Below are 20,831 nucleotides of genomic sequence, written 5' to 3'. Positions count from 1 at the left end.
TAAGTTGTCGGCGAGGTGAACCCTCGATGCACCCCTAGAGGACGGCGATGGCGCGGTCCGTCGGCGCGACGGGAGCGGGAAGGATGGTGCTTCCCATCAGGTACTTGTCAACGGCTGCGGCGGCGGCACGGCCCTCGGCGATGGCCCACACGATCAGGGACTGCCCGCGGCCGGCGTCACCGGCAACGAAGACACCTTCGGTGTTGGTCATGTAGTAACCGTCGCGGGCCACGTTGCCGCGGCCGTCGAAGTCGGCGTGCACCTGGTCGGTGATCCCGGCCGGTTCGGCTCCGGTGAAACCCAGGGACAGGAACACCAGGTCTGCGGGAATGATCCGCTCGGTGCCCGCCTTGGGGAGGCGCTTGCCGTCGACGAATTCGGTTTCGGCCACCTTGACGCCGGTGAGCTTGCCGTTTTCGCCAACGAATTCCACGGTGGACGCGAGGTAGGTGCGTTCGCCGCCTTCCTCGTGGGCGCTGGCCACTTCGAAGAGGTTGGGGAACGTGGGCCACGGCTGGTGGCTGGCACGTTCCGCCGGCGGCTGCTTGCCGATCGCCAAGGTGGTGACGGACGCTGCGCCGTGCCGGTGGGCGGTGCCGAGGCAGTCGGCTCCGGTGTCGCCGCCGCCAAGGATGACCACGTGCTTGCCGTTGGCGTGGATCTGGTTGTCGATGGTTTCTCCGGCCACCACGCGGTTGGCGGGCACCAGGTAGTCCATGGCGAAGTGGACGCCTTCAAGGTCCCGGCCCGGGATGGGCAGGTCCCGCGGGACGGTGGCACCGGTGCAGACCACGACGGCGTCGTAGCGCCTGCGCAGCTGCTCCCAGGTCACGTCGGTCCCCACGGCCACGCCGGTCCGGAAGCGGGTGCCTTCGGCCTTCATCTGTTCGACGCGGCGGTCCACCTGCTCTTTTTCCATCTTGAAATCGGGGATGCCGTAGCGCAGCAGGCCGCCGATCTTGTCGTCCCGTTCGTAGACAGCAACGGTGTGGCCCACACGGGTCAGCTGCTGGGCGACGGCCAGGCCTGCCGGCCCGGACCCTACCACCGCGACGGTCTTGCCGGTCAGGCGCGCCGGCGGCAGCGGGTTGACCCAGCCGTTCTCGAACGCCTCGTCGATGATGGAAACTTCAACCTGCTTGATGGTGACGGCGGGCTGGTTGATCCCCAGGACGCAGGAGGCCTCGCAGGGGGCGGGGCACAGCCTGCCGGTGAACTCGGGGAAGTTGTTGGTGGCGTGCAGCCGCTCAATCGCTTCCTCGCCCTTGTCCCGCCACATGAGGTCGTTCCACTCGGGAATGAGGTTCCCCAGGGGGCAGCCTTGGTGGCAGAACGGAACGCCGCAGTCCATGCAGCGTCCGGCCTGCGCCTTCAGGACGCCTTTCTCCTGCGCCTCGTAAACTTCCTTCCAGTCCATGATGCGCACGGGAACGGGACGGCGCGGCTGGGTTTCACGCTGGCGTACTTTCAGAAATCCGCGTGGATCAGCCACCGGTCACCTCCAGGATTCGAGACCATACTTCTTCGCCGTCGGGGTCAAGGCCCTCTTCGATGGCGTCAAGACGGGTTTGCAGCACGGCCGCGTAGTCGCGCGGCAGCACCTTGGTAATGCGGGCAGCGGTGTCATCGAAGTTTTCGAGGAGCCGCGCCGCCAACTGGGAGTCGGTTTCCTCGATGTGCTTCACCAGCAGCCCATGGACAATGTCGCGGTCCTCGGCGTCGAGCTCGCGCAGCTGCAGCTCGCCGGACTCGAGGGCCTGCTTATTGACGCGGGTGGTGCGCAGGTCCAGCACGTAGGCGGTGCCGCCTGACATGCCCGCGCCGAAGTTGCGTCCGGTGCGTCCCAGGATCAGCGTCTGGCCGCCGGTCATGTACTCGCAGCCGTGGTCCCCGATGCCTTCGACGACGGCCGTCGCACCGGAGTTGCGGACCAGGAAGCGTTCGCCCACCTGGCCGCGCAGGAACATTTCACCACTGGTGGCGCCGTAGCCGATGACGTTGCCGGCGATGACATTGGTCTCCGCCTTGAAGACGTTGGTACGGTCCGGGCGGACGATGATCCGGCCGCCGGACAGGCCCTTGCCCACGTAGTCGTTCGAGTCGCCGAACAACCTCAGGGTGATGCCGGCCGGCAGGAAGGCGCCCAGCGACTGGCCGGCAGTGCCGTTCAGCGTGATGTCGATCGTGTCCGTGGCCAGTACGTCGGTGCCGTAGGTCTTGGTAACGACGTGGCCGAGCATGGTACCCACGGAACGGTCGGTATTGATGACGTCCACGTTGATCTTCACGGGGCTGCGGTCCGTCAGCGCCTCGGTGGCCATGGTGATCAGCCGCTGGTCGAAGTGCTTGTCCAGCTCATGGTTCTGGCCGGTCATGTTCCGCAGCGGCGCGTCGTCGTCGAACTCCAGGCCGTGCAGGATCGGGTCCAGGTCCAGGCCGTCGGCCTTCCAGTGGTTGACCGCCTCGCGGGCATCCAGGACCTCGGCGTGGCCAATGGCCTCTTCGAGGCTCCGGAAGCCAAGCTCGGCCAGGATTTCACGGACTTCCTCAGCCAGGAACTCGAAGAAGTTGACCACGAACTCCGGCTTGCCGCTGAAGCGGGCACGAAGCTCGGGGTTCTGGGTGGCAACGCCTACCGGGCAGGTGTCCAGGTGGCAGACGCGCATCATGATGCAGCCTTCCACCACGAGCGGGGCGGTGGCGAAGCCGAATTCCTCGCCGCCCAGCAGCGCGGCGATGACCACGTCGCGACCGGTCTTGAGCTGGCCGTCAACCTGGACCACCACGCGGTCGCGCAGGCCGTTGAGCATCAGGGTCTGCTGGGTCTCGGCCAGGCCAAGCTCCCAGGGGACGCCGGCGTGCTTGAGCGAGTTCAGCGGCGAGGCGCCGGTTCCGCCGTCGTGCCCGGACACCAGTACGACGTCGGCCTTCGCCTTGGTCACGCCGGACGCCACGGTGCCGATCCCCACTTCGGACACGAGCTTCACGTGCACCCGTGCGGACGGGTTGGCGCGCTTGGCATCGTAGATCAGCTGCGCGAGGTCCTCGATCGAGTAGATGTCGTGGTGCGGGGGCGGAGAGATGAGTCCGACGCCGGGGGTTGAGTGGCGGGTGCGGGCCACCCACGGGTAGACCTTCTGCGCCATCAGCTGGCCGCCTTCACCGGGCTTGGCACCCTGGGCCATCTTGATCTGGATGTCGTCGGCGTTGGTCAGGTACAGGCTGGTGACGCCGAAACGGCCGGAGGCGATCTGCTTGACCGCGGAGCGGCGCTTGGGGTCGAGCAGGCGGTCAACGTCCTCGCCGCCTTCGCCGGTGTTGGACTTGCCGCCCAGCTGGTTCATGGCGATGGCCAGCGTCTCGTGGGCCTCCTGGGAGATGGAGCCGTAGCTCATGGCTCCGGTGGAGAACCGCTTGACAATGCTGGAAACCGGCTCCACTTCCTCGAGCGGAACGGCCGGACGCTCGTTCTTGAACTTGAGCAGCCCGCGGAGGGTCATCAGGTTGGTGGACTGGTCGTCCACGCCCTTGGTGTAGGCCTTGAAGATGTCGTACCGCCGCTCACGGGTGGCGTGCTGCAGCCGGAAGACGGTCTCAGGGTTGAAAAGGTGCGGTTCGCCGTCGCGGCGCCACTGGTATTCGCCGCCGCCCAGCAAGGGCCGGTGCGGCTGTTCGATGCCGCCTTCCGGGTACGCCATCTGGTGGCGTGCGGAAACTTCGGCAGCGATAACGTCCAGGCCCACGCCGCCCAGCTGGGAGTGCGTGCCGGCAAAGAATTCATCCACGAGTTCCTGTCCAAGGCCCAGGGCCTCGAACGTTTGGGCGCCGGTGTAGGAAGCCACAGTGGAGATGCCCATCTTGGACATGATCTTCAGGACGCCCTTGCCGAGGCCCTTGATCAGGTTGTAGACGCCGTCCTGCGGGGTCACCCCGGTGACGTCCCCGGCGGCGATGAGCTGCTCCACGGATTCCATGGCAAGGTACGGGTTGACGGCGGAGGCGCCGTATCCGATCAGGACTGCCACGTGGTGGGTTTCGCGGACGTCGCCGGCCTCGACCACCAGGGCGGTCTTGGTGCGGTTGGCGCTGCGCAGCAGGTGGTGGTGCACGGCACTGACCAGCAGCAGCGACGGAATGGGCGCCCACTGGGCGTTGGAGTCGCGGTCTGACAGCACGATGTACTGGACACCGCGGTTGATGGCGCCGGAGACCTGCTCGCAGATTTCGGTGAGCCGGGCGCGGAGCGCGTTCTCGCCGCCCTCGGGGCGGTAGAGGCCGCGGACCTTCATGGCCACGCGGTCGCCGTCGGGGCTTTCGATGTTGGCGATCTTGGCGAGCTGGTCGTTGTTGATCACCGGGAAGGGCAGCTGGACCTGGGGCTGGCGCACCTGCTTGGTGTCCAGCAGGTTGCCGTTGGGGCCGATGGCGCAGGTCAGGGAGGTGACCAGTTCTTCGCGGATGGCGTCCAGCGGCGGGTTGGTGACCTGCGCGAAGGACTGAACGAAGTAGTCGAACAGCAGGCGGGGGCGCTTGGACAGCACGGCAACCGGGGTATCGGAGCCCATGGCGCCGAGCGGCTCGGCGCCGGTGCGGGCCATCGGACCCAGCAGGATCTTCAGTTCCTCGGTGGTGTAGCCGAAGGTGCGCTGGCGGATGTTCACGGACGCGGCAGTGTGGACCACGTGCTCGCGCTCGGGCAGCTCGTTGAGGTCGATCAGGTTGTCCTTGACCCACTCGGCCCACGGGTTGGCTGCGGCGACTTCGGCCTTGACCTCTTCGTCGTCGATGATGCGGCCGGCCTCGGTGTCCACCAGGAACATCTTGCCCGGGGAGACACGGCCCTTCTTGACCACCTTGGAGGGCTCGACGTCGATCACGCCCACCTCGGAGGCGAAGACGATCAGGCCGTCTTCGGTGATCCAGAAGCGGCCGGGGCGCAGCCCGTTGCGGTCCAGGGTGGCACCCACCAGGTTGCCGTCGGTGAAGGAGACGGCGGCAGGGCCGTCCCACGGTTCCATCAGCAGCGAGTGGTACTCGTAGAACGCGCGCCGTGCCGGATCCATGGTGGCGTGGTTCTCCCACGCCTCGGGGATCATCATCATGATCGAGTGCGTGATGGGGCGGCCGGAGAGCCAGAGCAGCTCGGCGACCTCGTCAAACGAGGCGGAGTCCGACGCACCCGGGGTGCAGATGGGGTACAGCTCTTCGGGAGAGTCGCCCAGCAGCGGGTTGGCCAACTGTGACTGGCGGGCACGCATCCAGTTCCGGTTGCCCTTGACGGTGTTGATTTCACCGTTGTGGGCGATGGTGCGGAACGGCTGGGCCAGGGGCCAGGACGGGAAGGTGTTCGTGGAGAAGCGTGAGTGGACGATCGCCAGCTTGGTCTTGAAGCGCTTGTCCGAAAGGTCCGGGTAGAAGGGCTCCAGCTGCGCGGTGGTCAGCATGCCCTTGTAGACGATGGTCCGCGAGGACAGCGAGGGGAAGTAGACGCCGAACTTGTTCTGGGCGCGCTTGCGGATCCGCCAGGCGCGGGAGTCCAGTTCGTTGCGGTCCAGTTCTTCACCGGTGGCCGAGGCCAGGAAGGGCTGGGAGAAGTAGGGCATGCAGGCGCGGGCCATGGCGCCCACGAGGTCCGCGACAACCGGCACCTCGCGCCAACCGAGGACCTTCAGGCCTTCATCGGCGGCGAGGCCCTCGATGCCTGCCTTGGCGGCGTTGGCTTCACGCTGCTCGGCAGGCAGGAAGGCCGTGCCCGCCACGTACAGGCCGGGGGCCGGCAGCTCGAACTCGGTGACCGCCCGGAAGAACTCGTCGGGGATCTGCATGAGCAGGCCCGCGCCGTCGCCCGTTCCCTCGTCGGCACCCACGGCGCCGCGGTGTTCAAGGTTGCGCAGGGCAGTCAGTGCGGCATCGACGATGTCGTATCCGGGCTCGCCGCGCAGGGTCGCGATGATGGCGAGGCCGCACGCGTCCTTCTCCTGCTCCGGGTTGTATAGCCCGGCAGCCTCCGGCATGGCGGCGAAGCGCTTGAACGGCGAGAGTGCAGTCTCAGGCTGGTCCGGTTCGGACCAGCTGGGAGTGTTAAGAGTTTGGGTCATGGGAGACGTCCTTCCTCCTGATCGTGCGTATGGAAGGGACACCGTTGGCCCCACTCGTCGGCGCCGTTGCAAGGGCACAACAAAGTGTTGATTACTGGAAATTGTAGGTCAGCGCAGCCTGCTGAACTAACGGTTACGCAGGCACCTGCCCGGGGCTGCATCCGGCAGCATCTCTTTGCTGCCAGGACGGGCCCCATGCCACGACATTGTGGTTTCGGGCCCTTCGAGCGGTGGCTCTGCTGCCCTGCCTGGCCGGCTTCCTACTTACCGGCGCCGGCCTCCGATGCGGGTCCTGTGGCTGTGCTGCCGGAAGTTCCGGAAGCCGTGGCATCCGTGCCAGGCTTGGAGCCTGCCGGAGCCGCCGCGGGTTCTTCCGTGGGGTCGGAAGCATGCCGGGAACCGCTTTGGTTATCAGGGAGATTACCACGCGAATCACTATCTGAGACAACAGTGTCCGGATCACGGACTTCCTGGTCGTCGTCGCCGGCTGCCCCGGCCACTGCCGTTTCGCCCGCGGCTACGCCGTCCGGTTCGCGCCCGGTCAGGTACACGGTGTCCGGCTCCGGCCGGCCCTTGAGGCCCAGCATGAGGAAGGCAACCAAGGCCGCCACGAAGACGAAGATGCTGGTCCACACGTTGAGCCGGGTGGTGATACCGAGGATGTTGATCTGTTCGGCGTCGTCGATGCGCAGCAGTTCGATCCAGACGCGGCCCAGGGTGTAGTACATGGCGTACAGCCAGAAGAGGCGGCTCCGGCGGAAGTGGAACCGCCGGTCCAGGGCGAGCAGGATGAGTACCCCTGCGACGTTCCAGAGCGATTCGTAGAGGAACGTGGGGTGGAAGAGGGTATCTGCAGGCATGCCGGCCGGGAAGTTCGGGTTGTTGGCGTCGATCTGCAGCCCCCACGGAAGCGTGGTGGGGCCGCCGAAGAGCTCTTGGTTGAAGTAGTTGCCCCACCGGCCCAGGGCCTGGGCCAGGAGCAGGCCTGGCGCGGCGGCGTCGACGAAGGCGCTGAGCTTGACCCCGCTGCGGCGGCACCCGATCCAGGCACCGACGGCTCCCAGGACCACCGCGCCCCAGATTCCGAGGCCGCCGCGCTGGATCTGCGGGATCAGCGAGAGGTCGCCGGTGCCGTTGAAGCCGGGCCCGAAGTAGGCATCGGGGGACGACACCACGTGGTAGAGGCGCCCGCCGATGATGCCGAAGGGAATGGCCCAGATGACGATGTCCCAGACGCTGCCTTCGGGGGCCCCGCGCTTGGCCCAGCGGACGGAGGTCAGCCACAGGCCAACCACGATCCCGGCCAGGATGCACAGCGCATAGGCGTGGATCCGCAGGCTGCCCCACGGCAGGGGGATGTCGAACCCGGACCAGCTGGGGCTGGGGATGCTGCCCGGCACCAGTGCGGGTGCCAGGGCGGCTGCCTGGATCAGTGCCTGCATGGGTTAGGCCCCGTCCGTGGTGTGGCCGGCTTCCGGCGCCAGGCCGGTGCTGAGGTCCTTGGTGAGGGCGGCGACGGCGTCCACTCCCCCGTCGCGGAGGGCAGCGACCAGCGCGGTGCCCACAATGACGCCTTCGGCGTAGGCGGCGATCTCGCGGACCTGGTCCGCGGTGGAAACTCCAAGGCCCACGCAGACGCGCTCTGCTCCGGCGTCGTGCGCGGCGGCAACCACGTCTTTGGCGGCGGTGCTGACGGACGTGCGGGCACCGGTGACGCCCATGATGGAAACGGCGTAGACGAACCCGCGGCTTGCATCCACGGTGCGCTGCATGCGCTCGGCGGTGGAGGACGGGGCAACCAGGAACACCCGGTCCAGGCCGTACTTGTCCGACGCTGCCATCCACTCGGCAGCCTCGTCCGGAATCAGGTCCGGCGTGATGAGCCCGGCTCCCCCGGCCTCGGCAAGGCGGCGGGAGAATTCGTCCACTCCCATGCGGACCACGGGGTTCCAGTAGGTCATGACCAGGACGGCGGCGTCGGTCTTGCTGGTGATGCCGGCGACGACGTCGAAGACCTGCTTGACGTGGAAGCCGTTGGCCAGTGCCTCGGTGGTGGCGGCCTGGATGACCTGGCCGTCCATGACGGGGTCGGAATAGGGGATGCCGATCTCGATCAGATCCGCGCCGTTCTCCGCCAGGGCGATGCCGGCGGCGATGGTGTCCTCGACGCTGGGGTAACCGGCGGGGAGGTACCCGATCAGTGCCGAGCGGCCCTGGGCTTGGGCCCGGTCAATGGCGGCCGCCGACTTGCTGGTCATCTCTGCGCTGTTCACAGCTGCTCCCCCTCTTTGCCGATTTCCGATTCGGCGGAATCTTTGTCCAGCAGGTCAAACCATTCGGCGGCGGTGGCCACGTCCTTATCGCCCCGGCCGGAGAGGTTCACGATGATGATCTTCTCCGCCGCGTTGGCGGGGTCTTCGGCGGCAAGCCGCTGGCCCACCTTGATGGCGCCGGCCAGCGCATGCGCGGACTCGATGGCGGGAATGATGCCTTCGGTGCGGCACAGGAGGCGGAAGGCTTCCATGGCTTCGGTATCTGTGATGGGTTCATAGCTGACCCGTCCGATGTCCGAAAGGTAGGAGTGTTCCGGGCCGACCCCGGGGTAGTCCAGGCCGGCGGAGATGGAGTGCGATTCGATGGTCTGCCCGTCGTCGTCCTGCATCAGGTACGAGCGGGCGCCGTGCAGGACGCCAGGTTTGCCCAACGAAATGGTGGCGGCGTGCCGGCCGGTCTCCACGCCGTCGCCCCCGGCCTCGAAGCCGTAGATCTTGACGGAAGGGTCATCCAGGAAGCCGTGGAAGATGCCAATGGCGTTGGAACCGCCGCCGATGCAGGCGCAGACGGCGTCGGGGAGCCGGCCCTCCTGCTCCAGGATCTGGGCGCGGGCTTCCTCCCCGATGACCTCGTGGAAGTAGCGGACCATGGCGGGGAACGGGTGGGCCCCGGCCGCTGTCCCGAGCAGGTAGTGGGTGTTGGCGACATTGGCCACCCAGTCCCGGAGGGCGTCGTTGATGGCGTCCTTGAGGGTCTGTGATCCGCTGGTGACCGGGATGACCTTGGCACCCAGGAGCTCCATCCGGGCAACGTTCAGCGCCTGGCGGCGGCAGTCCTCGGCTCCCATGTACACCACGCACTCCAGCCCCAAGAGGGCAGCCGCGGTGGCACTGGCCACGCCGTGCTGGCCGGCGCCGGTTTCGGCGATGATCCGGGTCTTGCCCATCCGCTTGGCGAGCAGCGCCTGGCCCAGGACGTTGTTGATCTTGTGCGAACCCGTGTGGTTGAGGTCCTCGCGCTTGAGGAACACCCGCACTCCCCCGGCATGCTGGGCGAACCGCTTGGCTTCGGTCAGCAGCGACGGCCGGCCGGAGTAGTTCTTGTTCAGGTCGGCTATCTGGGCCCGGAATTCGGGATCGTCCTTCGCCTTATTGAAGGTTTCCTCAAGTTCATCCAGGGCGGCGATCAGGGACTCGGGCATCCACCGGCCACCGTAGCTGCCGAAGTACGGCCCCGGCGCGTGGCGGAGGGATCCGCCCTGCAGGAATGCTTCCGCGGTGTTGTTCTCAGCGTTCCCTGAGGGTGCGTCGGCCATCAGTCCCGTCCTGTTCCAAATTGATCGGTCAAAAGTGAGCTGTTCCGGCCTGGGCCGGATGGTTGCAGGCATTGCGTGGCCGGTACGGACCGGCTCCGCAATGCAGGGTGTGCCGGCTGCCGTCAGCGGCGCGCGGCGATCGCGGCGGCACCCGCGGCAGTGAATTCGGCGATCCGTTCCCGGGGAGTCGCGTGGCTCACCAGCGCCTCGCCCACCAGTATGGCGTTGGCGCCGCTTGCGGCGTAATGCGTGACGTCATCGGCGTCGCGGACGCCCGATTCGGCGACCACCACGGCTTCGCCGGGGATCAGGCCCGCCAATGAGGCGAAGACTGAACGGTCGACGTCGAGCGTCTTCAAATTGCGTACGTTGACGCCGATGATCCGGGCGTTGGCCGCCATGGCGCGCTCGATTTCCTCTTCCGTGTGGGTCTCCACGAGCACGTTCATGCCCAGTTCGGCGCTGAGGGCACTGAACTCGGTGAGCTGGGCGTCGGAGAGCGCGGCAACGATCAGGAGGATGAGGTCGGCGCCGTGGGCACGGGCCTCCCAAATCTGGTACTCGTCAAGCGTGAAGTCCTTGCGGAGCAGCGGAACCTCGACGGCGGCGCGCACGGCGTCGAGGTCGGCGAGGGAACCGTTGAAGCGGCGCTGTTCGGTGAGGACGCTGATGACGGAGGCACCGCCGTCGGCGTACTGCCTGGCCAGCGACGCCGGATCCCCAATGCTGGCGAGGTCGCCCTTGGAGGGGCTGCGGCGCTTGATTTCCGCGATGACTTTCAGCTGTTCCCGGGTTGGCGAGGTGCCACCGAGTGCCGCCCAGGCATCGCGCGCGGGCACGGCTGCCTGGGCCCGGTCCTTCAGCTCAGCCAGCGAAACGAGCCGTTTCCTGGCCTCCATGTCCTCCCGGACACCGGCGTTGATGTCGTCGAGAACAGTTGCCATCAGTGGCCGGAGTTCTTCAGCTTGCTGCCTTCGACGCCGTAGCCTGCCTTGCGCATGACGTAACCGAGGATCAATCCGATCACCATGACCACGGCTCCGCCGATGAAGATGGGGGTGCTGGCGATGACGAACGCGATGGCTGCGATGAGTGCGCCGACGAGCATGACAATGACGCAGGTCCAGGCGGCCGGGCTGTTGCCGTGGCCAAGTTCCTGGCTGTGGTCAATGGCCCCGGGGGCCACCGTGCGGGTGCCGGGCGTGGAAACGGACGCAGGTGCTTTGCTCATGGAAATCTCCTCAGGATGGATACTGCTTACATTCTGCCATTTTTTGGCTGCCGCCCGCGTACCGTCAGGCGTCCCGCCGGTTCCGGCGCCGCCGGGGCCGGCCTCAGGTGGGGTCGTCGCCGCGGGAAAGCCGGTCCCAGCTGTCGATCTCGTCCACGGGTCCGGCCGTCGCGGCCTGCCCGGCCGCGACAGGTACGTCATATTTGGTGCGCGCCTTCCAGTGCCGCGACGCGGGAATGATCAGCAATGCGCCCAGGGCCAGCAGGCAGCCGGCGACGACGGCTATCGCCGGGAAAGCGGTGAGTTCAACGTGTGCCTGGCTGCCGGAGACGCCGGTCGCGGTGGCAATGGTTCCCTGCGCGGCTGCCAGCGGGTCGGCAAGGACGGTGGCGGCCGCGGTCACGACGCCCGCCGAGGCAAGGACGATGATGGCAGTGATCACCCACCGGGCGATCCTGCCGGCGATGGAGGCGGCAAGCCCGCCGGCCAGGGCCACCAGGGCCAGTGCCGTGACGGTGGTGGCCGCCTTGCTCCCCTGCACGGGCAGGACGCTTTGCGCGGCGCCTACCTGGTTGGGGTCCAAGGTGGCGGTCATCCACGTCTGGGTGGTGGTGCCGAACGCGGCCAGGGCGAGGAGTGTGATCAGCAGGACCAGCGTGGACTTGCGCGCCCATACCGGCGTGGTCCTGGCCTTCCGGGCTTTGCCCGCTGTGCCCGCGCTGCCGGCCGCCATCCCGGAGTCAGCCATCAGGCCTCCGTCCGGCCGGGAAGGGATTCCGCGGAGATGTTGTGCAGGGAGCCGGCCGTATGGACAGCACGAAGTGGGGCCGCGGCCTTGTTGACGGTTTCGAGGGCCTCCGTCGGGTTCACGGAATCAGCCACGATGCCGCCGCCGGCCTGGACGTATGCCCGGCCTTCGCGGATCAGCGCGGACCTGATGGCGATGGCCATGTCCATGTCGCCGGCGAAATCGAGGTAGCCCACCACGCCGCCGTAGATGCCGCGGCGGTGCGGTTCGAGTTCGTCCAGGAGGCGCAGCGCCCTGGGCTTGGGCGCGCCGGAGAGGGTGCCGGCCGGGAAGGTCGCCTTCAGGACGTCGTAGGCCTTGGCCTGCGGTGCGAGCCTGCCCACCACGGTGGACACCAGGTGCATGATGTGGCTGAAACGCTCAACCTCCATGAACTGGGTGACGTCGACGGTGCCGGCCACGCAGACCTTGGAGAGGTCGTTGCGGGAGAGGTCCACCAGCATCAGGTGTTCGGCACGTTCCTTCTGGTCGGCGAGCAGTTCCTCGGCGAGGGCCTTGTCCGCTTCCACCGTCTTCCCGCGGGGACGGGATCCGGCGATCGGGTGGGTGATGACTTCCTCACCGGTGACCGTGACCAGGGCTTCGGGCGAAGACCCGACGATGGAATACTCGCGGCCCTCGGCGTCGGCCAGGCTGAAGATGTACATGTAGGGGCTGGGGTTGGTGTTCCGCAGCACGCGGTACACGTCCAGCGCGGAGGCTTTGCATTCCATCTCGAACCGGCGCGAGATCACCACCTGGAAAACCTCGCCGTCCACGATGGCTTCCTTGCCGCGGTCCAGTGCGGCCAGGTACTCGGCCTCATCCCAGCGTTCCTGGACGCTGGACGCAAAATCCAGTGCCGCCGGTTCCAGCACGGAGACCGGCTGCGGCACGGGGGCGCTGATCTTGGCCAGGAGTTCCTTCACCCGCGCGACGGCGTCGTGCCAGGCCTCGTCCACGCGCTCGGAGCTGTTGTCGAAGTTGATGGCGTTGGCAATGAGCAGGACCGTGCCGTCAACGTTGTCGTGCACGGCCATGTCGGTGACCAGGTTCAGGGCCATTTCCGGCAACTGCAGGTCGTCCTCGGGCGGGCTGACCAGCCGCTCCCAGTGCCGGACGGTTTCCCAGCCCAGGAACCCCACCAGGCCGGAAGTGAAAGGCGGGAGCCCCTCGAAGCGGTCGGTGCGCAGCGCGTCGATGGTGTCGCGGACGGCGTCGACGGGGCTGCCGCTGACCGGAACACCGGCGGGCGGCTCGCCCAGCCAGTGGGCTTGTCCGTCCTTCGTGGTCAGGGTGGCGCGGGACCGGGCACCGATGAAGGAGTAGCGGGACCAGGCGCCGCCAACGGCCGCGGATTCCATCAGGAACGTTCCGGGCTGGCCCTGCGCCAGTTTGCGGTACAGGCCGATCGGTGTTTCGGCGTCGGCCAGCACCTTGAGCCTGACGGGGATGACGCGGCTGTGGCCGGCGAGTTCCCGGAATTCCTCAAGGCTTGGGCTGATGGTTCCAAGGTCCTGCATGGCTATGCTTGTCCGCCTGTTCTTCTAAAGGGCCGGCCGTGCCGGACTCCTTGAGTGTGCTTGCTGGGTTGGCCGCGGCCGGCCGGGACGCCGTGGCCCGGCAGCCGGTCCGGCCTAGCTTGCCTGGCCTGTGACGACGTTGAGGTCCCTGCCGTCGAAGCAGGTCCGCGTACCGGTATGGCAGGCGGCACCGACCTGGTCGACGCGCACCAGCAGTGCGTCGCCGTCGCAGTCCATGGCAACTGACTTGACCCACTGGACGTGCCCGGAGGTGTCGCCCTTGCGCCAGTACTCCTGGCGTGACCGCGAGTAGAACGTGACGCGTCCGGTGGTCATGGTCCGGCGCAGTGCCTCGTCATCCATCCAACCAAGCATCAGGACCTCGTTGGTGTCGAACTGCTGGACCACCGCTGCCACCAGTCCGGCGGCGTCGCGCTTGAGCGCTGCTGCCACGTCCTCGGGCAGCGGGCCGGCGGCGGGTGTTTCCCCGGCGGATTCAACGGACGACGACGGTACCTGGGATCCGTTGGATCCGGCGGTTGGGGCGGGGGTTGGCTGCTCAGACATCGGGTCAAGTCTAGTGCCTTTGGCGGCCGCCCTCCCGATGTGAACAACGGCACGCCACCGGGCGGTGCGATGCTGCCCAACTTCGCAGCTCTCGTGCTAGTTTCACAAGTGATGCATTTCGTCGAACCGTCCCGAGAAGTCCTGGCCGAGACCCTGCTTGCGGCCGGCCCTGATGCGCCCACACTGTGCAAGGGCTGGCGCACCAGGGACCTTGCCGCGCACCTCTACCTGCGGGAGCGCAAGGCCGCCGTCGGGCTCGGTTTGATCATCAAGCGCCTGGCCAAGGCCTCCGACCAAGCCACCGCCAAGCTTGCGGCCAAGCTGACCACTGCCGAGGACTATGCCCGGCTGGTCAACACCTTCCGTGCCGGTCCGCCGGCGCTCTCACCAATGAGCATCAAGGCCTTGGACGAAAGCGCCAACCTGATCGAGTACTTCGTACACACCGAGGATGTCCGCCGCGCGGTGGACCGGTGGGCGCCACGGGCCCTGGACGAGGCGTACTCGGATGCGCTCTGGGACGAACTGGTCAAGCGTGCTGCCATCCTGTACCGCGGCGTGGACCTCGGCATCGTGCTGGTCCGTCCGTCCGGTCCCCGGCACGTTGCCAAGCGGGCGCCGGTCTCCGTGGCCATCGTCGGTGAGCCGGGCGAACTGCTGATGCACGCCCACGGCCGCACGCGCCACGCCCTCGTCACCTTCGAAGGCCAGCCCGACGCCGTCGCCCTCCTCCAGTCCGCCGAAGTGGGCCTTTGACCCAGTTGGGTTAACGTACTTCGAAGCCTGCCGCTCGGATGGCGTCCTTGACCTGGGACATCATGTCGTCCGGGCCCCAGTGGAAGATCGACGCGGCGAGCACGGCATCCGCGCCGGCAGCAACCGCCGGCGGGAAGTGGGCGGGCTCCCCTGCGCCGCCGGAGGCGATGATCGGCACCCTGACGGCGGCCCGGACAAGCTTAATGAGCTCGAGGTCGAAGCCGTCCTTGGTGCCGTCGGCGTCGATGGAGTTGAGGAGGATCTCCCCCACGCCGCGGTCGGCGGCTTCCTTCGCCCAGGCGATGGCGTCGATCCCGGTGCCGGTGCGGCCGCCGTGGGTGGTCACTTCGAATCCCGACGGCGTGGGCCGGGACCCTGGGCGGGTGCGGCGGGCGTCGACGGACAGAACGAGCACCTGGGATCCGAAGTGGCGCGTGATTTCGTCGATGACGTCCGGCCGGGCCACGGCCGCGGTGTTGATCGAGGCCTTGTCAGCACCGTAGCGAAGGAGTTTGTCCACCTCGGCGACACCCCGGACACCGCCGCCGACAGTGAGCGGGATGAACACTTCCTCAGCGGTCCGGCGGACCACATCGAATGTGGTCTCGCGGTTCCCGGAAGAAGCCGTGACATCGAGGAAGGTGAGTTCGTCGGCGCCCGCCTTGTCGTACCGGTGGGCCAGTTCCACGGGGTCCCCGGCATCGCGGAGGCCCTCGAAGTTGACGCCCTTGACGACGCGTCCGGCGTCGACGTCGAGGCAGGGAATGACCCGTACTGCTACTGCCATGGAAGCTCCTGGAATGCTGCGGTTCTGGTGAACGGGGCCTGGACCGTGCTCTGCGCCGGAGGCGTCAGATACGGCAGGCGTGGATGCTGCTGACCAGGATGGCGCGGGCGCCGAGGTCGTACAGTTCATCCATGATCCGGTTGGTTTCCTTCTTGGGAACCATGGACCGGACGGCGACCCAGTCGGAGTCCCGGAGCGGCGAAACCGTGGGCGATTCCAGGCCGGGGGTCAGGCCGGCGGCCTTCTCGACGAGCTCCTTGCGGATGTCATAGTCCATCAGCACGTACTGGCGGGCCACCAGGACGCCCTGGAGGCGCCTGATGAGCACCTCGATTTCCTTGGCGGTGCCGTTCGCGGCGCCGCCATTGCCTGTGCGGCGGATCAGCACGGCCTCGGACTTCAGGATGGGATCGCCGAAAATTTCCATGCCGGCGGCCTTGAGGGTGTTGCCGGTCTCCACGACGTCGGCGATGGCGTCCGCGACGCCGAGCCGGACGGAGGACTCGACGGCGCCGTCGAGCCGGACGACCTTGGCGTTGATGCCGCGTTCGGCGAGGTAGTTGCGCAGCAGTCCGTCGTAGCTGGTGGCCAGGCGCTTGCCTTCGAGCTCGGCGGCGGAGCTGAAGTCGCCCACCGGACCGGCAAAGCGGAAGGTGGAGGCGGCGAATCCAAGCGGGAGCAGCTCTTCGGCTTCCACCTCGGCGTCCAGCAACAGGTCGCGGCCGGTGATGCCGACGTCGAGCGTTCCCCTGCCAACATAGACCGCGATATCGCGGGGGCGGAGGAAGAAGAACTCGATGTCGTTGTCCGGGTCCACCATGACCAGTTCGCGGCTGTCGCGCCGCTGGCGGTATCCGGCTTCGGAAAGCATGGCGGAGGCGGCTTCGGACAGGGAGCCCTTGTTGGGGACGGCTACTCGCAGCATGGGGAATTCTTTCTGGGGTGGAAGGTCTGGGTTTTCAGGCAATGCAGGCCACAGGGGGCCCGGCGGCAGGCGCCGGACCGGTGGCTACAGATGCTTGTAGACGTCTTCCAGGGTCAGGCCTTTGGCGAGCATCAGAACCTGCAGGTGGTACAAAAGCTGGGAAATTTCCTCTGCCGCGGCTTCATCGGATTCATATTCGGCAGCCATCCATACTTCGGCTGCTTCCTCAACGACTTTCTTGCCGATGCCGTGAACACCGGACTCCAATTCTGCGACGGTGCGGGAGCCTTCCGGACGGGTGGCTGCCTTCTCGCTGAGCTCAGCGAACAGCGTCTCGAAATTCTTCACGCCCTCCAGCCTACTTGCTGCGGCCGCACGGGCGCTTCCCGGGCCGTTCCATGACGGGCGCGATGTGAGCGAATACACACCGCGCCCGCCGCGCTGGATCCGGTCCTACGCGTACTGCTTCAGGACTACGGCAGTGGCGAGGGCAGCGGTGACGGCCTCGTGGCCCTTGTCTTCCTTGGAGCCCGGCAGTCCGGCACGGTCCAGGCCCTGCTGTTCGTTGTCGCAGGTGAGCACGCCGAAGCCCACCGGGACACCGGTGGAGACGCTGACGTCGGTGAGGCCCGACGTCGCGGCCTGGCAGACGTAGTCAAAGTGCGGCGTGCCGCCGCGGATCACGACGCCGAGGGCCACCACGGCGTCGAAATGCGGGGCCAGGCGTGCGGCCGCCACAGGCAGCTCGAAGCTGCCGGGAACCCGCAGGACGGTGGGTTCGCTGATACCCGCGTCCTTCGCGGCCCGCAGGGCGCCGTCCAGGAGGCCGTCCATGATCTGCGTGTGCCAGCTGGCTGCCACGATGGCCAGCTTCAGCTGCGAAGTCTCGGACGGGTTGAGGGTGCTGAGGTCAATGTCGGGGGCGCCGTGTCCGCTCATGGGTGTGTCGTGTTCCGTTCAGTCTTGTTCGTGGTCGTAGGGGGATTCGGGGGCTGTGACGGGCACGGATGCCACGTCGGTGTCCAGGAGCAGCCGGTGCTCCATCCGGTCCTTCTTGGTGCGCAGGTACCGGATGTTCTGTTCGCGGGAGGGAACCTCGGTGGGGACCATTTCCACCACTTTGACGCCCGCCTGGGCCAGCCTGTTCTGCTTGTCCGGGTTGTTGCTCAGCAGCCGGACCTCGTGCAGGCCCATTTCGGCGAGGATCTGGGCTGCGGCCTTGTAGCACCGCGCATCAACAGGCAGGCCCAGCTGTTCGTTCGCTTCCACGGTGTCGAAGCCCGCTTCCTGCAGCGCATAGGCCTTGATCTTGTTCGCGAGTCCGATGCCGCGGCCTTCCTGGCCGCGCAGGTAGAGCAGCGTGCCGCCATTGTCCCGGATCAGTTCCAGCGCGAAGGCGAGCTGTTCCCCGCAGTCGCACCGGTAGGAACCGAAGACGTCGCCGGTGAGGCACTCGGAGTGCAGCCGCACCAGGGGGGCCTTGCCGTCGGTGGGCGCGTCAGGCGAGCTGACGGCCAGATGCTCAACACCGGTGAGCAGGTCGGTCCACGCCTGGGCCACGAAGTCGCCGAAGGCGGTGGGCAGTTGCACAACGGGACCTCCGCTGACGGGGTAGGTCCCGGCGCCGGGTACGGAGTGGTGGTCCCTGTGGCCGTCCTGGTGGCTGTCGTCTCTGGCTGCCGATGCCGTCATGGCTTCTCCTTCTCTTCGCCCGGCGTGACCCGGACTTCCTCGCGCTGGGTTCCCCCGGCCCCGGCTTCAAGATACGCCACCAGGTCCTCGATCGAGATCAGCGGGCACCCATGGTCCGCCGCAAACGTCCTGAGACCGTCCAGGCGCATCATTTCACCGTCGTCGTACACTACTTCCGCAATCACCCCGACCGGCTCGAGGCCGGCAAGGCGGCACAGGTCCACCGCGGCCTCGGTGTGGCCCTGGCGTTCCCGCACACCACCCTCAACCGCACGAAGCGGGAAAATATGCCCCGGACGGGTCACGGACGCCGGAACGGCGTGCGGGTCCGCCAGGATGCGGGCCGTCAAGGCACGGTCCGTCGCGGAAATTCCGGTGCTCACGCCGGTGGCCGCGTCGCAGGAGACCGTGTAGGCGGTGCCCTTCGCGTCCTGGTTGACGGCCGTCATAGGGGGCAGCTCCAGGGCGTCGGCCCGGGCACCCGTCAGCGGCACGCAGATTACGCCCGAACTGAAGCGGATGGTCCAGCCCATCAGCGCCGGTGTGGCGTGCTGGGCCGCGAAGATGATGTCGCCTTCGTTCTCGCGGTCCTCATTGTCGACCACCAGCACCGGCCTGCCGGCGGCCATGGCGCGCACGGCGTCCTCGATCGGGTCCAGGCCTTTCCCCGGGCCTTGGGCCGGGGCCACCGGTTGGCCGGTTGCCGGGTCTCCGGCGACGGGCGTGTCCAGGCGTACCGCGGCGTTCACCGTGCACCTCCAGTGGCAGCCTCGCCGGCACCGGCTGCGGAGGCCGGTTCGCGGAAGGCCAGCAGCCGTTCGGTGTACTTGGCCAGCACGTCGACTTCCAGGTTCACCCTGCTGCCGGTGTGCTTGGTGCCCAGGCCGGTCTCGGCCAGCGTGGTGGGAATGAGGCCCACCTCGAACCAGGGTTCCTGCTCGGCAGCGGGGCTGACGGCAGTGACCGTGAGGGAGACGCCATCGATGGCGATGGAGCCTTTTTCGGCAATGTAGCGGGCCAGGTTGGCGGGAACGCCGAAGCGCAGCCGCTCCCAGTTGCCCTGGGCTTCCCGTTCCAGCAGGACACCCACGCCGTCCACGTGGCCTTGCACCACATGCCCGTCCAGGCGGCCGCCGGCGGGGACGCAGCGTTCAAGGTTGACGGAGTCGCCGGCGGTGAGTTCGCCGATGGTGCTCCTGACCAGGGTCTCGCCCATGACGTCGACGCTGAACTCCTTGCCGTCAATGGCGGTGGCCGTAAGGCAGACCCCGTTGACGGCGATGGACCCGCCAAGTGCGAGGCCCTCCGTGGAGCCGGGTGCGTGGAGCCGGACGGTGGCGCTGGTGTCGCCGTCGCGCTCCACGGACAGCACCTGCCCCTGCTCGGCAATAATTCCGGTGAACATCAGCGGCCTCCCTGGGCTTGCTCCGCGGTACCGCGGGTTGGTTGGTGGTCCAGTGCAACTCTCCGTTGCGGTCTTAGGTGAAGTCTCAGGTCCCGGCCGAGTGTCCGCACGGAGCCGCCGTCGGACTCGTCCCAGTCCCATTGCTGGGCATCGGCAAGGGTGGTGATGCCCAGCCCGTCCAGGGCGGGGGTGCCCGAGCCGAGCAGGGTGGGGGCCAGATACATGATCAGTTCATCCACGAGCCCGGCAGAGAGGAACGAGCTGAGGATCCGTGATCCGCCCTCCACCATGATGTGGCGGGAGCCGGCGTCGTACAGCATGGACAGGGCTTCGGCGGGGTCGCGCGTGGGCAGGTGGGTGGCCAGGCCGTCGTCGCCGCGGATTGCGGCGTCCTCGGGAATGTCCCGGAGCCCCATGACGGCCCGTACGGGCTGTTTGGCGGCCAGCCCACCGGAGGGGTTGCGGGCGGTCAGGCGGGGGTTGTCCACCAGCACGGTCTGCGTGCCCACCAGGATGGCGTCGATGCGGCCGCGGATCCCGTGGTTGTCTGCCAGCGACTCCGGGCTGGAGATCCACTGGCTGGTGCCGTCATCGGCGGCGATCCGGGCGTCCAGGGTCTGTGCGATGTGCAGCGTGACGAAGGGCCGTTTAGCCGCGACCGCCTCAAACCATTGCCGGTTCAGGTCCAGCGCTTTCTCGGCGCCGAGGCCACTGCGGACACTTACCCCGGCGTCGCGGAGGGTGGCGGCTCCCCCGGCGGCGGGGTCGTGCGGGTCGTCGATGGCGTAGACCACGTCGGTGATCCCCGCGGCGATAATCGCTTCCGTGCACGGCCCGGTGCGGCCCACGTGGTTGCAGGGTTCGAGCGTGACCACCATGGTGCAGCCGGAGAGGTCCAGGCCGACGGCGGTGGCTTGGGCTATTGCGTCGGCTTCGGCGTGGGCGGTGCCGGCTCCGCGGTGGTGGCCGGTGACGAGGTGGCGGCCGTCGGGGCCGATGACGACGGCACCGACCAGGGGGTTGGCGCCGCGCGGACCGCGCAGGGCTGCCTCGAGAGCTTCCTCCATGGCCCGGATTTCATCGGGGCTGAAGGCAGTGACTACTCCTGCGGCTGGTTTCAGTTCAGCTGCGCCGCTCATGCGGCGGCCGTCGGGGAGTTGGTGCCTGCCGTGGAAGCAGCAGGACTTGCGGCGTTTAAGAGCCATCGCTGGGGGTTCATTCGTGTCGTTCCTTCCCTCTCGAACCGCGATGGCTCCGGGGATATACGACAGCAGAACGCTGCGGAGCCCAAAGGCCCGCAGATACAGCTGTACGTGCTTCTCTCATCCAGACTTTAACTGTCGGTACCGGAATTCCACCGGTTCAACCGTCTGCCGGGTCCTCGTGGAAGGGCACCGGCTCGCGGGTCGCGGACTGTCACCGCCGGTTCGGACTTACACCGACCCCGGAGCACGTATGTGTGTTGTTATTG

General features: G+C 67.4%; 19 protein-coding genes and 1 riboswitch. Of the genes, 1 reads left to right on the top strand and 18 read right to left on the bottom strand.

Annotated features, from left to right (window positions below):
* Positions 1–34: 34 nt before the first annotated feature.
* From ACFVVC_RS03680 to hisI, 10 genes are all read right to left on the bottom strand, one after another.
* Positions 35–1,492 (bottom strand): glutamate synthase subunit beta, encoded by a 1,458-nt coding sequence (locus ACFVVC_RS03680; RefSeq protein ID WP_387449343.1) that lies wholly within the window; start codon positions 1,490–1,492, stop codon positions 35–37.
* Positions 1,485–6,098, bottom strand: coding sequence for a glutamate synthase large subunit (gene gltB / locus ACFVVC_RS03675; RefSeq protein WP_387449341.1), 4,614 nt, complete (start codon positions 6,096–6,098; stop codon positions 1,485–1,487). The genes ACFVVC_RS03680 and gltB overlap by 8 nt, the downstream gene beginning before the upstream one ends.
* Before the next feature lie 260 nt (positions 6,099–6,358).
* Positions 6,359–7,540, bottom strand: a complete 1,182-nt coding sequence (gene lgt / locus ACFVVC_RS03670; RefSeq protein ID WP_387449338.1) for a prolipoprotein diacylglyceryl transferase — start codon at positions 7,538–7,540, stop codon at positions 6,359–6,361.
* 3 nt (positions 7,541–7,543) lie between these two features.
* A complete protein-coding gene (trpA, locus tag ACFVVC_RS03665; RefSeq protein ID WP_387449842.1) occupies positions 7,544–8,356 on the bottom strand; it encodes a tryptophan synthase subunit alpha in 813 nt (270 codons plus the stop codon).
* Between the two features lie 11 nt (positions 8,357–8,367).
* Positions 8,368–9,687 carry a tryptophan synthase subunit beta gene (gene trpB, locus ACFVVC_RS03660; RefSeq protein ID WP_387449335.1) on the bottom strand — a complete coding sequence of 440 codons (1,320 nt, stop codon included), beginning with the start codon at positions 9,685–9,687 and terminating at the stop codon, positions 8,368–8,370.
* A 122-nt stretch (positions 9,688–9,809) separates the two neighbouring features.
* Positions 9,810–10,631 (bottom strand): indole-3-glycerol phosphate synthase TrpC, encoded by an 822-nt coding sequence (gene trpC, locus ACFVVC_RS03655; protein ID WP_387449332.1) that lies wholly within the window; start codon positions 10,629–10,631, stop codon positions 9,810–9,812.
* Positions 10,631–10,918: an HGxxPAAW family protein gene (locus ACFVVC_RS03650; RefSeq protein ID WP_387449329.1), complete on the bottom strand. Its 288-nt coding sequence runs from the start codon at positions 10,916–10,918 to the stop codon at positions 10,631–10,633. Before ACFVVC_RS03650 ends, trpC begins: the two co-directional genes overlap by 1 nt.
* 103 nt (positions 10,919–11,021) lie before the next feature.
* Positions 11,022–11,666 (bottom strand): Trp biosynthesis-associated membrane protein, encoded by a 645-nt coding sequence (locus ACFVVC_RS03645; protein ID WP_387449326.1) that lies wholly within the window; start codon positions 11,664–11,666, stop codon positions 11,022–11,024.
* A complete protein-coding gene (locus ACFVVC_RS03640; protein WP_387449323.1) occupies positions 11,666–13,228 on the bottom strand; it encodes an anthranilate synthase component I in 1,563 nt (520 codons plus the stop codon). The genes ACFVVC_RS03645 and ACFVVC_RS03640 overlap by 1 nt, the downstream gene beginning before the upstream one ends.
* Positions 13,229–13,342: 114 nt before the next feature.
* A complete protein-coding gene (gene hisI / locus ACFVVC_RS03635; protein WP_387449321.1) occupies positions 13,343–13,795 on the bottom strand; it encodes a phosphoribosyl-AMP cyclohydrolase in 453 nt (150 codons plus the stop codon).
* A gap of 111 nt (positions 13,796–13,906) precedes the next feature.
* On the opposite strand from hisI, the gene ACFVVC_RS03630 reads away from it, so the two are divergent.
* Positions 13,907–14,551: a TIGR03085 family metal-binding protein gene (locus ACFVVC_RS03630; protein ID WP_387449318.1), complete on the top strand. Its 645-nt coding sequence runs from the start codon at positions 13,907–13,909 to the stop codon at positions 14,549–14,551.
* A 10-nt stretch (positions 14,552–14,561) separates the two neighbouring features.
* On the opposite strand, the gene hisF is transcribed toward ACFVVC_RS03630, so the two are convergent.
* The 8 genes from hisF to ribD form a co-directional block, all read right to left on the bottom strand.
* On the bottom strand, positions 14,562–15,338 hold the full coding sequence (gene hisF / locus ACFVVC_RS03625; RefSeq protein WP_387449315.1) for an imidazole glycerol phosphate synthase subunit HisF: 777 nt from the start codon (positions 15,336–15,338) through the stop codon (positions 14,562–14,564).
* A gap of 64 nt (positions 15,339–15,402) precedes the next feature.
* The gene (hisG, locus tag ACFVVC_RS03620; protein WP_387449312.1) at positions 15,403–16,263 is read right to left on the bottom strand and encodes an ATP phosphoribosyltransferase; all 861 of its coding nucleotides are present in this window, start codon (positions 16,261–16,263) and stop codon (positions 15,403–15,405) included.
* 84 nt (positions 16,264–16,347) lie between these two features.
* Positions 16,348–16,611, bottom strand: a complete 264-nt coding sequence (locus ACFVVC_RS03615; RefSeq protein ID WP_009358176.1) for a phosphoribosyl-ATP diphosphatase — start codon at positions 16,609–16,611, stop codon at positions 16,348–16,350.
* A 105-nt stretch (positions 16,612–16,716) separates the two neighbouring features.
* Positions 16,717–17,202: a 6,7-dimethyl-8-ribityllumazine synthase gene (ribH, locus tag ACFVVC_RS03610; RefSeq protein ID WP_308931252.1), complete on the bottom strand. Its 486-nt coding sequence runs from the start codon at positions 17,200–17,202 to the stop codon at positions 16,717–16,719.
* Positions 17,203–17,220: 18 nt separating this feature from the next.
* Positions 17,221–17,955 carry a GTP cyclohydrolase II gene (ribA, locus tag ACFVVC_RS03605; protein WP_387449307.1) on the bottom strand — a complete coding sequence of 245 codons (735 nt, stop codon included), beginning with the start codon at positions 17,953–17,955 and terminating at the stop codon, positions 17,221–17,223.
* Entirely contained in the window at positions 17,952–18,704 is a 753-nt protein-coding gene (gene ribB, locus ACFVVC_RS03600; RefSeq protein ID WP_387449304.1) for a 3,4-dihydroxy-2-butanone-4-phosphate synthase, read from the bottom strand. The genes ribA and ribB overlap by 4 nt, the downstream gene beginning before the upstream one ends.
* Positions 18,701–19,360, bottom strand: a complete 660-nt coding sequence (locus ACFVVC_RS03595) for a riboflavin synthase (protein WP_387449301.1) — start codon at positions 19,358–19,360, stop codon at positions 18,701–18,703. Before ACFVVC_RS03595 ends, ribB begins: the two co-directional genes overlap by 4 nt.
* A complete protein-coding gene (gene ribD / locus ACFVVC_RS03590; RefSeq protein WP_387449299.1) occupies positions 19,360–20,499 on the bottom strand; it encodes a bifunctional diaminohydroxyphosphoribosylaminopyrimidine deaminase/5-amino-6-(5-phosphoribosylamino)uracil reductase RibD in 1,140 nt (379 codons plus the stop codon). Before ribD ends, ACFVVC_RS03595 begins: the two co-directional genes overlap by 1 nt.
* Positions 20,500–20,669: 170 nt before the next feature.
* Positions 20,670–20,817, bottom strand: a riboswitch (FMN riboswitch).
* Positions 20,818–20,831 lie beyond the last annotated feature (14 nt).

This window comes from Pseudarthrobacter sp. NPDC058196 (assembly GCF_042882685.1).
Taxonomy (GTDB): Bacteria; Actinomycetota; Actinomycetes; order Actinomycetales; family Micrococcaceae; genus Arthrobacter.
This window is presented reverse-complemented; position numbering and strand designations above follow the sequence as displayed.